At 37.0% G+C, this 15276-nt stretch carries 14 protein-coding genes; 10 read left to right on the plus strand and 4 right to left on the minus strand.

The window, feature by feature from the left end:
• Positions 1–266: 266 nt before the first annotated feature.
• From PQ460_RS12215 to PQ460_RS12225, 3 genes are all read left to right on the plus strand, one after another.
• Positions 267–1277 carry an ROK family protein gene (locus PQ460_RS12215; protein WP_273612409.1) on the plus strand — a complete coding sequence of 337 codons (1011 nt, stop codon included), beginning with the start codon at positions 267–269 and terminating at the stop codon, positions 1275–1277.
• Positions 1278–1425: 148 nt separating this feature from the next.
• Positions 1426–2640 carry an MFS transporter gene (locus PQ460_RS12220; protein WP_274169924.1) on the plus strand — a complete coding sequence of 405 codons (1215 nt, stop codon included), beginning with the start codon at positions 1426–1428 and terminating at the stop codon, positions 2638–2640.
• A gap of 25 nt (positions 2641–2665) precedes the next feature.
• Positions 2666–2824 carry a hypothetical protein gene (locus PQ460_RS12225; protein WP_274169925.1) on the plus strand — a complete coding sequence of 53 codons (159 nt, stop codon included), beginning with the start codon at positions 2666–2668 and terminating at the stop codon, positions 2822–2824.
• 9 nt (positions 2825–2833) lie between these two features.
• Here the strand turns inward: PQ460_RS12225 and PQ460_RS12230 are convergent, their stop codons facing one another.
• The gene (locus PQ460_RS12230; protein WP_274169926.1) at positions 2834–3430 is read right to left on the minus strand and encodes a TetR/AcrR family transcriptional regulator; all 597 of its coding nucleotides are present in this window, start codon (positions 3428–3430) and stop codon (positions 2834–2836) included.
• Positions 3431–3619: 189 nt separating this feature from the next.
• Between PQ460_RS12230 and PQ460_RS12235 the strand changes: the two genes are divergently transcribed.
• The gene (locus PQ460_RS12235; protein WP_274169927.1) at positions 3620–4747 is read left to right on the plus strand and encodes an NADH:flavin oxidoreductase; all 1128 of its coding nucleotides are present in this window, start codon (positions 3620–3622) and stop codon (positions 4745–4747) included.
• A gap of 103 nt (positions 4748–4850) precedes the next feature.
• Here PQ460_RS12235 and PQ460_RS12240 read toward each other — a convergent pair whose 3' ends face one another.
• From PQ460_RS12240 to PQ460_RS12250, 3 genes are all read right to left on the minus strand, one after another.
• A complete protein-coding gene (locus PQ460_RS12240; protein ID WP_274169928.1) occupies positions 4851–6239 on the minus strand; it encodes an N-acetylmuramoyl-L-alanine amidase family protein in 1389 nt (462 codons plus the stop codon).
• Between the two features lie 187 nt (positions 6240–6426).
• Positions 6427–7338, minus strand: a complete 912-nt coding sequence (gene cyoE, locus PQ460_RS12245) for a heme o synthase (RefSeq protein ID WP_443147154.1) — start codon at positions 7336–7338, stop codon at positions 6427–6429.
• Positions 7339–7611: 273 nt separating this feature from the next.
• Positions 7612–9261, minus strand: coding sequence for an S-layer homology domain-containing protein (locus PQ460_RS12250; protein ID WP_274169929.1), 1650 nt, complete (start codon positions 9259–9261; stop codon positions 7612–7614).
• 325 nt (positions 9262–9586) lie between these two features.
• Here PQ460_RS12250 and PQ460_RS12255 point away from each other — a divergent pair, with 325 nt between their 5' ends.
• From PQ460_RS12255 to PQ460_RS12280, 6 genes are all read left to right on the plus strand, one after another.
• Complete coding sequence (locus PQ460_RS12255; protein ID WP_274169930.1) at positions 9587–10192, plus strand: pentapeptide repeat-containing protein; 606 nt, start codon at positions 9587–9589, stop codon at positions 10190–10192.
• Between the two features lie 204 nt (positions 10193–10396).
• Entirely contained in the window at positions 10397–11347 is a 951-nt protein-coding gene (pelA, locus tag PQ460_RS12260; protein WP_274169931.1) for a pectate lyase, read from the plus strand.
• Between the two features lie 561 nt (positions 11348–11908).
• Positions 11909–12103, plus strand: a complete 195-nt coding sequence (locus PQ460_RS12265; protein ID WP_274172927.1) for a tyrosine-type recombinase/integrase — start codon at positions 11909–11911, stop codon at positions 12101–12103.
• Positions 12104–12247: 144 nt separating this feature from the next.
• Positions 12248–12826, plus strand: a complete 579-nt coding sequence (locus tag PQ460_RS12270; RefSeq protein ID WP_274169932.1) for a hypothetical protein — start codon at positions 12248–12250, stop codon at positions 12824–12826.
• A gap of 176 nt (positions 12827–13002) precedes the next feature.
• Positions 13003–13974 carry an HNH endonuclease gene (locus PQ460_RS12275; protein WP_274169933.1) on the plus strand — a complete coding sequence of 324 codons (972 nt, stop codon included), beginning with the start codon at positions 13003–13005 and terminating at the stop codon, positions 13972–13974.
• A gap of 100 nt (positions 13975–14074) precedes the next feature.
• A complete protein-coding gene (locus PQ460_RS12280; RefSeq protein ID WP_274169934.1) occupies positions 14075–15166 on the plus strand; it encodes a hypothetical protein in 1092 nt (363 codons plus the stop codon).
• Positions 15167–15276 lie beyond the last annotated feature (110 nt).

The following is a 15276-nucleotide window of genomic DNA, read 5'->3' on the forward strand; positions in this document are numbered from 1 at the left end:
CGTACTGGTGTGGTTACTGCAACATGTTCAACCTCTATTGCAAAAACCTAAAGTACAACTTGTTTTTCAAAAATTGACTTGGCTTGCGCTTATCGGATTCGGTGTCAAAACAGTAGTATAACGATCTTATATAATGACCTGAATTATACTTGAAGAGACGGCTCGCATAACTATTGATCTCGATCACTACTGCTTTTCTTGACAAGTCTATAGGATTTCACACATACTAAATAAACCCTATTTATTATATGTCAGGAAAGGTTATTATGAAAAAGATAAGTACACATTTAATCAAAGAAATTAATCTAAGCAATGTGCGCCGGGTGATGAAAGATATCGAAGTAGGCACCAAACCGCAAATCGCTGAATTGACTCAATTGAGTGTAGTAACGATCAACTCGCTGATTAGAGATTTGGTAGAGCAAGGTGAGATTGCTGAAGATAAAATGATTCCTTCTAATGGTGGACGACCTGCTCTAACGTATCGTTATAATTATGATTTCAGTATGGCATTAGTGATCTATATGAACGTGAAGCAAGGCAAAGATACTATTTCAGCCAGCGTTATCAATTTGCGAGAAGATATTTTGGAGAAACAAGAATATCATATGCCGATCTTTGAACGTACTAGCTTTTATGAAATGATCGCTTATTATCTTGATCGTTATCCTGCGATTAAAGTGATTGGTGTCGGTATTCCCGGTCAAGCGATCGACGGACAGATTATTGTGAGTAGTCATCCGAACTTGCAAGGTGTACGAATGAGTGAAGATATCCAATCTCATTTTGGGATTCCTGTTGTGTTGGAAAATGATATTAATGCCGCGATCACTGGATATTATGTAAAACAAGATTCTCCACAAGAGCAATGTATAGTTGGCATGTATTTTCCAGAAAAATATTGTCCGGGTATGGGTATCCATCTGAATGGACAATTGATCAAAGGAAAACATGGCATGGCAGGAGAGATCAAATTTTTGCCGATCGATATTGATTGGGAAAGCGATCTGAGCAAAGATACATTTATCGAAACGCTGTGTCAATTGGTACAGACAACGAATGCGATTCTAGCACCACAACAGATTATTATGTATCAAAGTTATATTGAGGAAGAAGAGTGGCATCCGTATTGGGAAGCTTATCAAGTCAAGCGGTTGATGCCTTCATATCCTGAATTAATTTTTTTAGATTCTTTTCTTCAAGATTTTGAAGTAGGGATGAAATGGTTAACTCTCAAAGCGTTAGAACCTTTTCTTTCACATATTCCTAATATTTAAGTGCTCTCATTGTATAATGGGAGTATTTTTTATAAATAGTTTATAATCATATTGACAGGCAATGTTCTCTATTGCATACTTAATAAATAATCTTTATTAAGTTGGTTTATTTAAATAGAAATAGTAAATGCGGAGGGATTCTATCGTTATGGCTACTTGGTTTTTGATTATTATTTATCTTGCTTTTATCAGTCTGGGGATTCCAGATGCATTGCTTGGTTCAGCATGGCCAGTTATGCATCCACAAATTGGTGCTTCCCTTGAATCTGCGGGTCTATTATCGATGATTATTGCCGCAGGTACAATTGTATCCAGCCTAGTAAGTGGAACTATTATTCAGAAGTGGGGAACAGGTAAGCTTACATTATTTAGCTGTGCCTTAACTGCTGGTGCTTTGCTTGGATTTTCATTTGCCCCTTCATTGTTATGGTTAGCTCTATTAGCGATTCCGCTAGGGCTTGGTGCAGGAGCGGTAGATGCTGGACTTAATCATTATGTAGCCAATCATTACAAAGCTCATCATATGAGCTGGTTACACTGCTTCTGGGGAGTGGGCGCTATGACAGGCCCGATCATTATGTCTTACTTTATTGCTCAACATGGATCGTGGCGTGAAGGCTATTCAACCGTTTCTATGATTCAGTGGGGACTGGTACTTATTTTACTGGTGACATTACCGCTTTGGAAAAAAGTAGCCGATCTTCAGCAATCTAAAGCTGAAGCTACTGATATATCTGATCCATTATCATCCATATCTGATACGTCTACAGATTCGAAGGTGAAAAAAGTTCATCCAATCCGTATCAAAGGCGTCAAAATGACTCTAATCGCATTCCTATTCTACTGCGGAGTAGAATCCACTGTAGGATTATGGGGTGCTAGTTATCTGGTAGGTGCAAAAGGCATGACTGCTGAGACAGCCGCTCTATGGGTGTCTTTATATTATGGTGGAATTACAGTTGGTCGATTGATTACAGGATTTATCACGCTCAAAGTCAATAACCGTATTTTGATTTTGGCAGGTCAGATTATAGCGGTTAGTGGAGGAGTAATCATGTTACTTCCTTTACCAGACATCGCTAGTATGATCGGACTGATTCTGATTGGTGTAGGGTTTGCACCGGTATATCCAGGATTAATCCATGAAACGCCACATCGCTTTGGCAAAGCCAATTCGGCTAAATTGATCGGTTACCAGATGGCTGTCGCTTATACAGGTACCACCTTTTTGCCACCGCTGTTTGGTATTTTAGCTTCTCAATGGAGTATTCAGCTATTTCCTGTTGTCGTGCTGATCTTTGTGATTGCTATGTTGCTTAGTGCCGAATCTGTAAATGCAGTACTCAAAAAACAAAATATCTGAAACAAACAGAAATGAGGGGCATAAGATGTTATGGATTGCCGGGTTGCTGTTATGGATATTGTTATGTGTTGTAGTGTTGCTTGGTGCAAGTTATGCTGCAAGTGATAAACCTGCTGATATGGATAAACGAAAGAAAAGTACAGATGATCCTTTTGCTTATCTATTTCCGTTCTCCAAAGGCTGATATTATATATCAGCCTTTTTGCGTTGCATGTAATATATGAAGTCCGCTCATCACAATCGGAACTACACTTTCAGCCAGAGCAGATGAAGATTGTTGCTGATTATTTTTTTTCCACTGGTAAGCCACTCCATATATTGCCCAACTGATCATTGTAGCAGCCGTTGTTAATGTATTAGGATCTGCATCAGCATGTTCTTGAGTAATTAACTTAAGTATAAATTTCTCTAGTTGGGTCTTAATATTTTCCTCCATAATGGCAGAAACCGAATCGTATTTTTTAATACAAGTCATACTTGAATCATGATATTCACATAGCGCCATCACTAGCTCATAAATCATTTCTTCTGTTAGATTAATATGATTATCTACTTTATTAACAACGAATTGCAAAAAGCTATCCGAAAAAATCGCTTCAAGTAACGCATATTTATCAGGAAAATGAGCATAAAATGTCGCGCGATTAATCGTCGCATGCTTGGTAATATCGCTAATCGTAATTGTGTCAAAATCACTATTATGAAGTTGTGCCAAAAAGGAATCCAAAATCAACTGTCTTGTACGAATAACCCGGGGGTCATTGGGATTGGGAGAAAGAACGCTTGCCATAGTTATACACCACTTTCGGTTCAGTTGTTGTTTCTTATTATAAACGCACACTATTGTAGCAACAAGCATTTAAAAGATAAGCAACAATATCATCAATATGTTGCTTAAGCAAAATAACAGAAACATTGTTGGTTGTAGAGCATATCAAAGCTTGATAGGATCGATGTATACCAATCAGGAGGTGCTATTTTGAACAATCAACAGCAACAACAAACTCATTCAACTGAAGCTTTATTTCAACCATATACACTAGGGACATTAACGCTACCGACTCGAATTGTTATGGCTCCGATGAGTCGTATGTTTTCGATCAATGGTGTGCCTGGAGAAGATGTAGCTACGTATTATCGTCGCCGTGCTGAAAAGGGAGTCGGTCTTATTATCACAGAAAGTACCAATATCGATCATCCTGCGGTGATCAGTGAACCTAATATCCCTAACTTTTATGGAGAAGAAGCTTTGCAAGGATGGGCGGAAGTAGTACGTCAGGTACATGAAGCAGGGGGCAAAATATTCCCTCAATTCGGTCATATGGGAATTGCTCGTCCAGCAGGTTCTTTGCCTCATCCAGAAGCACCATCACTGGCTCCATCGGGTCTTGATTTTGATGGTAATCTTGTAACTGATCCAATGACTCAGCAGGATATAGATGAAGTGATACAAGCTTTTGTAGATGGAGCGGTACAAGCGCAAAAAATCGGTTTTGACGGTGTAGAGATTCATGGTGCTCATGGTTATCTTATCGATCAATTTTTCTGGGAGAAAACCAATCAACGTACCGATCGTTATGGAGGAGACTTCATCAAGCGTGCTCAATTTGCTGTCGAGATCATTCAGCGTATCCGCGCAGAAGTTGGGCCAGGTTATCCGATAGCTATTCGTTTATCTCAATGGAAAATGAGTGATTATCAAGCTACATTGTTTGATACGCCTGAACAATTAGGAGAATTTCTTGACGTATTAGTGCAGGCAGGAGTAGATATTTTTGATTGCTCGACACGCCGTTTCTGGGAGCCTGCTTTTGAAGGATCACCTCTTAGTCTAGCAGGATGGATCAAGAAGTTAACAGGCAAGCCAACGATCACTGTCGGTTCGGTAGGATTGGATAGCGATTTTACAACGCTTTACACCGAAGGAACAGGCTCAGAACAGAAGGATATCAACGGTTTGTTAGAACGTCTAGATGCTAATGAGTTCGATCTTGTCGCTGTAGGACGTGCGCTGATTAGTGATCCTGATTGGGCGATCAAAATACGTGAAAATCGTACTCAAGAACTGCATAATTTCACACCTGAATCATTATCGACATTGATCTAACAACATACAAAGAGCGTTCTTCATAGATAGTGAAGAACGCTCTTTTGGTATGGAATCGGATCATTCATTGCTATATTGCGGACCTTATCAGGCAAAATGATTATTAGATATTCAAATATTCTTTAAGTCCGGCAACAATCGCTTCAGCTACTTTATTTTGAAAATCATCTTGTACCATGATGGCTTCTTCTGTTTTGTTGGTCAAAAATCCAATTTCAAGCAGAGCTGCTGGCATTGTTGTTTTGCGAATCACTAGATAGTTGGCTTGCTTGGAATTGCGATCTTTGAAGCCAGTAGCTGCAAGTACATGTTTTTGAATAATATCCGATAACAATTTACTTCGCTTGGTATCTGCATAGAATGTTTCTGTTCCGCTGGCATCTTTGTTAGGAGCCGCATTCCCATGAATCGATAGAAATACATCGGCATTAGCATCTTCAGCAATTTTGACCCGACTTTCTAAAGGAATAAATGTATCATCCGTACGCGTCATAATTAGGTCGATTTTAGGTTCCTTTTTGAGTAATGCCGCTACTTTGTTACCTACTTTAAGTACTACATTTTTTTCAAGTACTCCTGTAGCTCCGATACCACCAGAATCCGTATCTCCATGCCCTGGATCGATAATAACTACTTTTTTGCCATTAGAACCTACAGGCTTGGTTGTTGCAGTTGTATTCAGATCAACAAACGTTAGATCATTTTGCTGATACAATTTGTACGTTTTACTTTGATTTAGATCGATCACAACACGCACTTGAGAAGGTTGGCTACTGAATATAGAGTAACGAATCTGCTTCACATCTGCTGACCCAGTAACAGGGATTGTTCCGACTTCACCTTGTTTTAATTCAGTTCCTTGTAAGAATCCTTTACCAAAAGCCGTATTCGGGAAATCAATAACGATCCGGTTCGGATTAGTCAGTACCGAGTCTACTGGCTTTACCTGATTGCTAGACGAAATCATTAAGCGATTGTCGCTATAACTAATACCTTCGATCGTTGTATTGTTCGGATCAGGAGTGGAACCGTTATTGGTGTCCGGGCCAGCAGCTACTTTTTCCAAATAGACTGTTTTGGATGTGTTATCCCATTTTACTTTCAAGCCCATCTGCGTCCCGACAAAGCGCAAAGGTACATAAGTCGTATTAGACTTCATAAATGGAGCTTGTTCTAATACAACACTACCACTGGTCGCATCTGCATGAGGTTGACCTACAGTTAACTTGATCGTGGCGGCAGCGTTAGAAATCGTAATAAGCTGATCAGATTGTTTCCATTTGACTTTATAACCTAATTTTTCAGAGATCACTCGAATAGGAACCATTGTAGTCTGATTGGTGATCATCACATCGCCTGCGCCCTCGACAGCTTGGTTATCTAGCATAATCTGTGTAGATGCAGCTTGAGTGGTTGAAGGGAGTAGAATAAAAAAGCTCATGACCATCGCAAAAGCTATCGTTATCCATACATTTCGTTGATTTCGATTCATCGTTATCTCATCTTCTTTCCGGTTAGAATAGTACTCACTTATGTATATTCGGTTTGCCCGCTTAAAAGGTTAAACTCACGTAAGGAAAAAAAGTTTCTCTAATGCAAAAATAAAAAAAGCTATTATCGATTTCCCTGTAGTAGAGAGAGTCGATAATAGCTTACATAATCAATAACAATTGGCTATCTTAAGCGATCAAACAGTAAGCGATAATCATTAAGAAAATGATTGTAATATGATTGATCGAGAAGATAAACATTTTGTGTGACCATTTTTTGTTTTCGTATTTCTTAAATGTAGATACACTCAGGTACAACCAAGCGAGTGTTACTACGAATGATACAAGTGTTACATATGGACTGAGTGTCCAGAATAAAAAGCTTGAGAACAATAGCAAAACGATATACACATTCGTCTGAATATACGTGCGTTTGATTCCTTTGACGATCGGAAGCATAGGCACGCCAGCTGCTTTGTATTCATCAAATCTGCGAATCGCAATACCGTAGAAATGAGGCATCTGCCATAGTAACATTGTTACAACAAGTGCCCAAATTTCGAAATGCCCTAAATCTTGTGAAATTGCACACCAACCAATTAGTGGAGGAACCGCTCCTGAAAGACTACCTACTTCAGTGTTGTATACGGTTGTACGTTTGGTCCACATGGTATAAGGGACGACATAAAGAAAAAGTCCCAATATACCGAATACAGCCGCCATTGGCGTAGCCATATACAATACAATAGCACCCAAAATTGTCATCGTAAAACCGATAATCAAACCTACTTTGGTATCCACTTGACCGGTAACTGTCGGACGGGTTCGGGTTCGTTCCATAATTGCATCAATATCCCGATCATACAAGTTATTAAATGCTCCTGCGGAAGCAATAATCAAAGTCGAACCTACCATAGCAAGAATAATCGGTACAATCTGTCCCCAGACGGATTCATTAAATACATAAAGTGCCATACATAGACCAGCAATAACAGCAATCAGATTAGATTTAATAATACCGACTTTAATTGTATCAAAAAAAGCTTTTGGTATTGAACTGTATTCCACTGTAATGTTAGACTGCGCACTATTATTCATCATTATTATCTACCCATTTCTATATAATTAAAATTTTATACTATATAATGTAGTAATTATATCACTGTTTATAGTAGGTGAATTCTGTAACTTGACTTCGTTAATAATAATGTCATTTAAATGTGAACAATTTTAGAACACTTAGTAATTGAATTGTGAAAAATACATCGATATGATACAAGTCATATCTATTAAAAGTAGCCCAAATTCGTAATAGAAGCAACAAAAAAACGGTATCTTTTTATAAAGATACCGTTTTACTGTTTATTTGGTTCATTATGAATAAGATTGTGCTATCTCTGCTAGTAGCTGATTGACTTCTTTGCCAGTGACCTGTTGAGCAGGGTGGAATAGAGAAGTTGAGTCATTTTTCATTAATTTCATCTGTAAGACATGTTCGATAGAAGCATAAGCCCAGTGTTGTTGAGGTACATCGGTAACAACAATTGGAGACTTCGACTCTGTAGATTGCTCCGTCATATTGATCCAGTTAGAAATAATCGTAGCTAGTTGAGCACGAGTCACTTTGTCATCAGGTGCAAATGTGGTTGCTGTCATTCCTTTCATCAACCCTTGAGCAGTCACCTGTTGAATCTGTTTGTTGATATCTGAATTTGAAATATCTGCAAATGATGGTGTGGCTATCGGTTCTGGTAATTGAAGCACATTCGCAAGTGCATATGCTAATTGAGCACGTGTAACTGTTGTATCGTCTGCTAGGTTGGCATGGACAATCTGATCTGACCGGGATTGATCAAATAACCAGTTAACGACTTCAGAATTGTTAAATGCAGGAACCCATGACCAGTGCAACATTTTATCGTAGAAATGATGTTCTGTCATAAACTCATCGCTATACAGCGTTTGCTTAACTTTGGTTGATCCCAGTTCAGTCAATGCTTGATAAGATAATGTAGTAGTTCTGCTATCTGTAGTCGGATCATTTTCTGCATGAATCAGCCAGATCGGAGTATCGGTTAAAGGTTGAAGTGCTTGCTTGAATGGTTCTACACTTCCTTTATAATCGGCAACAGCATCTTTGGCTGCAATCACAATACTACCTGCAAATAGATCAGGGTACTGCATCATAAATCGCAGTGCACCACCGCCACCGCTAGATACACCGACCAGATAGATTCGCTCTGGATCAACTTTCCCTTCATCTACTAACTGTTGAATCAGTTCATATTGAAGAGTGAAGTACGCTTGCATTTGTGATAATTCTATCGGATTATTATAGATCGCCCAACCGTAATTTTGCGGATATTGTGCAGCGAGCACAGAAGTGTCTTTACCTGATTCTGTCCAGACCGTAGCTCCGCGATTCTCGGTTAATTGCTTCATATTATCGGTTCCAAATTCACCACCACCATGAAGCCAGACAACTAGAGGTTGGGGCTTTGCAGATGACGTTTCTTTTAACCGATAAGGTAAAGTCGCTCCATTGCTTGCTGTAAATGAACTGGATTTAAAATCATCGACTGTACGTGTATTCACTTTGGTTACATTGTCTTTGGTAAAAGATAGATCGGGATAGGTACTGCTTGTAACAGCAAATGGTGATACATAACCACCTGGATATCGGAATGGAGCCACTTTCATATGAATCGTCTGATCGTTGATCGATAGTTCTATACCATCATTATCATAATTATGTTGTACAATCTCGCCAGCTTCATTTAGCGGATAACCGTTATAATTACCTGTAATATCCAGGTCGCTAGCTTGCAGATGATCATATGTACTGATGTTATTCACAGTGATATCAAATGACTCGACCATAGTTCCTGCATCACCGATATACGTATTGGCGACTACCGATTGTACAGACGAAGCTTCTGCGATCGAAGGTTTGGAGATGAATACTACTGGAATCATTAACAAAGCAAAGATTGTCACCCCGTAAATACTTATTCTTTTTCTCAACATAATTCCTCCTTAATGTTAGCTTGATTCGTCTGGAATGATTTTTGTAAATACACAAAAAGGGCAAAACCCAAAACTACGATAGAAAGAAGAACAATCTTCTTCCAACCATAGTTTGATAGGTTTTGCCCACGTAAGCGGTTACAATCCAGATATATAATTGCTTTATACGATAGCATGAGATCAAGAAATTTGTCAAAACAATACTGCTACATTTACAAAAAAATGGATTGACTTTTAACATCATTTAAGCAGGGACTTGACACCTATATGGTATATTAAAATGGATTTGCTTAGATGATTTTATTTATTTTGGAGGTCTATTGTGTATCAATATAAAGATCAAGAATACGATGCAGTTGAATTTGATGGACGAGATTTGCGGTATGGTGAACTGATTCGTTGTACGTTCAAAAAATGCACATTTATGAATGTATCTATGGATGAAATAGAAACCAGTTATTGCCGATTTATTGAGTGTGATTTTAAAGGAGCAACATTGAACGGTTCAATACATACCGAATCCGCTTTTGAAAATTGCTCATTTACCGGTGCGAATCTGTTTGTTGCCAAATTTAGCTTGTGCAAAATGACAGGATCGGACTTTGCCGGCGCTCAAATGGATGGAATCACGCTCAATCAGGGAGATTGGTCGTATACGAATTTGAGCTATACGATATTCAAAAAGCAAGATTTGCGAGAAATTAAATTCTACGAAACAGATTTCTCTAATGCGGATCTTTCTCTAGCAGACTTAAGAAAATGTGATCTAACCGGAGCGGTATTAATCAAAGCCAATCTACATGGAACAGACCTTAGAGGTGCAAATCTTGAAGGGGTAGATATGAAAGTGTTGGTGATCAAAAACACCAAGTTAGATCGAGAACAGGCTGTCTTATTAGCACGTTCTTTGGGTGCGAAGATCGAATAAATGTAAAGATAACTACGGTTCAACAACATAAATAATCACCAATCATATAAGAGATCGAGCTATTCATTATAGCTTTGATCTGTTTTTTTATATTCAATATCAAATTAAAAGGAAATTATTTACAAAAATAAAAAAATAGACTAAACTCGCTATTAATATCTGTAAGCGTTATCAAAAAATGGATACTAAAGGAGATTTATTGATATGAAAAACAATAGAATATCGATTGCGCTCGCTTTCACTATGCTCATGTCTGTACCGGTGGCGCTGTTACAACCTACCACTACGATTATGGCGGCAGATGCTTCAGGCACCACAGCAAGCCTGGCAGATATTATCAAAAATCAACAAGCAGATGGTGGCTGGAAAAAAGACTACGCTGAAACAAGTGGAGATTGGGCAAAATCGACGATCGACAACAAAGCAACGTATACCGAGATTCGCAGACTGGCAAGTGAATACACCAAAACGAAAGATAGCAAATATTCTGTTGCTGCGATCAAAGGCATTAATTTTCTAATCAATATGCAATATGCTAACGGCGGATGGCCACAAGTCTATCAAAGTTCCGGGTATCATACGCATATTACATATAATGATGATGCCATGATCAATGTGATGATTCTGCTGGATGAAGTCGCTAATAAAAAAGGCGACTTTACATTTGTCGATAGCAATCTAGCGAGTAAAAGCAAACAGTCTGTCGATAAAGGAGTCACTTGCCTATTGAAAACTCAAGTCACTTCAGGAGGCAAATTGACCGTATGGGGACAACAACATGATTCAGGTACACTCAAACCTGCATCAGCACGCATCTATGAAGTCCCTTCACTGAGCTCCAAAGAAAGTGCGACTATCGTGAAATTCCTCAAAACCAGACCTTCCACTTCACAGATCGCGACTTCGATCAAAGCCGCTGAAGATTGGTTCAAAGCGGTGCAAATTGTAGGGATTAAAGTGGTGAAAGAAAACAACGATGTGGTTGTAGTGAATGATGCCAGTGTAACCAAGCCGATCTGGGCAAGATTTTATGAACTGAATACGAACAAACCTATCTTTGTCGGACGGGATGGTATTGTGAAGTATAAGTTGAGTGATATTGATCAGGAGAGAAGAACAGGTTATTCGTGGTATGGTAACTGGTCACCGAGTTGATGGATCGAGCTTTATATTTTAAAGAATATTAATAGGCGATGAAGGAGTGAGGGCTTTTAGATGGATATCATCTGGAAGCCCTTTTTGTTATGAAAATAATTTCCAAAATATCGGAGGAGGTGATAACATAAGGTATGTAATCTAGGTGTTGAGAGCAAAGGCTATAGCAATAAGACGAGCAAAATTTATACTTCACAAATTAATATTCTTTTGCTATTTTTACTGATTTTGAAATCGAGAGTTATTCTACTGCTGTACAAAAATATACTTTATCTTTGTTCGAGAAACATCTTTTCTATGCTTATGTGAATCAAGCGATTAGTGCGATTATACCTCTTTTTTAGATTATTGTGATTATGAACGAAAGATGATTCGTGTTCGTTGGGGAAAGGTAGAGAAGATCGGCAGACACTATTATCTGAAGTAGCGGCTTCGGTCTTAAAGCAATACATAGAACTAGAAAAGCCAACGGTCTGGCTATTCCCAGAACAGCGAATATGACGTCATCTAACCAAACGATCCGCACAGAAAGTATTTGAAAAGGCGCTTATTCAAGCGGAAATCCGCAAACAGGTGAGTATACATTCGCCAAAATATTCCTTCGCTACTCATCTGCTGGAAAATGGAACGAATCTTCTCTATATTCAGGAGTTGCTCAGACATCAGATTGTACGAACAACAGAACGTTACACGCATGTGAGCAAGTGTAATATTGAGAATATTCAAAGTCCGCTTAATCGGACGGAAGGTTTTTAAAGGGATGTGTTGGTAAGTTGAAGAATATTGCAATCGATTGAAAATTGATGAAGTTCGTGAATATAGTGATATAAGAATGATTACAGAAGTTCGTAAATATTACGTTATATGAAACTTTAAAAACTGAAAAGGACATTAAAATATATGGATGAAGATTTAAGACCTAATTTAGCAGAACGTGAATTTTTAAATTTAGCTTACAACAGTTTTCATGACATTTTTGAAGAGATATTTGAAGATTCATTTTGGAATAAAGAGGCTTACTATCGTTTTTCAAAAGTTAGAGATGCTTTTGCAATCTATGTTGAACTACTGAATTATGAACCAATAAAATATGTTATTGAAGAAATGAAGAAACAAAGACCTCCTATGGAATCTGAAATTGGAAGTGAATTATTTAAATTTGTACGAAACTTGTTAGCTCATTTTCCATTCTTTAATAGTTGGGATGAAGTATGGATAAGTGAGGTGTTATGTAATTGGTTGAAACAAGGCCAGTCAATCGATCGATTTCTTAAAAAATATGTTGGTTACAAGGAGATTAAGTACAGATTATGGGAAGCAAGTAAAAAGGAAATGACATATTTGAGTATTAACTTTCCAGTTCAATACACCGAGAATACTAAGATATATTTGAAAGATATTTTAAATGAAACTGAAGGAATCAGATTTTCTTTAGTACTAATGAAACAGATAATGGATACACAGATAAATAAAGAGTGAATGAATAGAAGTTTCAAAGGAGCTAGGGATCCATATAATATTCACGCTGCGGGCATATGCTATTGATCCTGCATGCGTCGGTTCGTGAATACAGAAACGTTATCCGAAAAGCTTAAATATTTATTAATAACAAAATGAAGCAAAACTAGATTAGTTTGGATTAGGAGCAGAAGATTATGATGTGGATTGAAATGTCAACAGACGAAACACATGGAGGGAAAGGATGGGAATTTTCTCAATGCCTATGGTCTCCAGCATATAAGCTGGTTAAAAATTCTAGAAGACCTTGGGCATATTGGAATAGCTTGATACGTGTTAAAGAAGGAGACGTTATTTTACATCTTAAAGGTAATTCAGATCCTAGATTTGTAGGATATTCTATTGCTGAAGCTAATGGCTTTGTTACAAATCTCAGACCGTCTAACCCTGGAAGACAATGGGATTATGCAGAAAAGTTTAACAGAGTAAATTTAAAAGACTTTGAATTATTTGCTGAGGAAATTTTGCTTAGTAAATTATTCAGTCAGAAGGAAAGTCAGCTTAGATACTATTTCAATATAAATAAAATCAAGAAAGGAAATGAAAAAAAACTTTTGTTTTATGTAGTTCAAAATGATAGTTTACGCAGGCAAAATGGAGCTTATTTGTCAGAGTTAGATAGGACATTGAGTGATATTCTATTTGATGAAATTACAAGTTATACAAACGTTAAAGAAGCTAATATTAGAAGACAGGTAAAGGCATATGAAAGTCAATCAAGTTTAGCAATTCGGATTGGACAAAATGAATTTTCGAAAAATGTTAAAGGAAACTTTCACAATACATGTTGCTTTCCTAGTTGCGAAATTAGCGATAAAAACTTTTTGATAGGGTCACATATAGCACGTTGGTCGGATAGACCAGAATTAAGAGGAGAAATAGATAATGGTTTGTGTCTTTGTTTAATGCACGATAAAGCTTTTGAAATAGGTTTATTTACTTTAGATAGTGATTTGCTAGTATCAATAAATAATGAGCGTTTAGCCAATTATGGTGATCCAATAACTCGAATAAAAGAATTTAATGGTTATCCTATCAAGCAAGCGCAAACATGCATTAATACTAATTATTTAGAACATCACTGGACAAGAATTGGTTTTATACCTTAAATAAAGAAGTATAGCGGTTTTAAAAAAGCTCGTTCATTTGGATAACATAATATTCAACTTGAGAGTATACACCCTAAGTTCTACATGCTTAGTTTGTTGGATGAAGGAACTTCATAGGAAATCAGCAAACCAAAAATTAATCAACAAAACTAAAGGAGAATTGAAATTTATGAAAAAGTGTTCTTACTGCGGTAATCAAGCCCCAAATTTTACAAAAGAACATATTATTCCTTCTGGTCTATTAGAAATGTATCCTGATCAGGATGTGACTTTTAATAATACAACTACAAAAAATAGAATGTATAAAGACAATCAAGGACAGTCTATTAAAGATGTATGTGCTAATTGTAATAATAATTTGCTCGGTAAACTAGATGCTTATGGAGTAAGATTAATTCGACAATATTTCTTAGAGAAGTATGACGAAGATTCAACTATTAATATGAAATATGATTACCATCTTCTTCAACGATGGTTATTAAAAATAATTTATAATTCAATACGAAGTTCTGGAATTGAAAGTAAGTGGTTTAATGATGAAATTCAATATATTATCTCAGATGAAATTCAAGATGGGTTACCTCTGGTCTCAATATTTGGAGGCATTTACGTTGATATGACAGCTTTTGGCGAAGATAAAGCGCTACTTACAAGCCCACTTAGTTCTTATCAACCACTTTATATTCTTCATTCTCCTTTAATATTAATCAATGGTATTCAATTTAATCGAAAGCGAGGGAGATCAATTACTGAGGATAAAATGAAAATTCGTCGAGCTGATCATGTTGTTACTATAAGATTCGCTTCTGCTATTTTTTTAGTTGTGTTATGGAATAAAAAAACATTTCCAAGTGCAATTGAAAAATTCAATTCAGAATTTGAAGCAGATTACCCATATATATTGATTAAACAGAATCACAATAATGTTATTTTACAAAGGTCTACAGACAGTGTTAGCTGTTTGCAACCAAGCGTAATTCAGAGTAAGAAGGCAATGATTGAAGCGGATGAGGATATTAGAATGGTATTAGGCGGAAGAAGCATATCTGAGACACAAGAAGAATGGAATAAAAATTGGACACAAGAAGATCAACAAAAAGGCAGAGTCCTAATTGATAACTTACTTTTTCCTAATAATAAAAGTGTACAAAAAAAATATGAGGAGTTATCCAAAGAGAGAACAGATAATTAAAAAATTAAAATCAATTAAAGACTTAAAATATTTTAATGGATTGCTAACGTCCTATAAAAAATATTCATGCTGCGGACATTCGTCCTTGATTCGCCATAAGTCAGAAATCC

The organism is Paenibacillus sp. KACC 21273, assembly GCF_028736095.1.
In the GTDB taxonomy this organism is placed as follows: domain Bacteria; phylum Bacillota; class Bacilli; order Paenibacillales; family Paenibacillaceae; genus Saccharibacillus; species Saccharibacillus kyungheensis.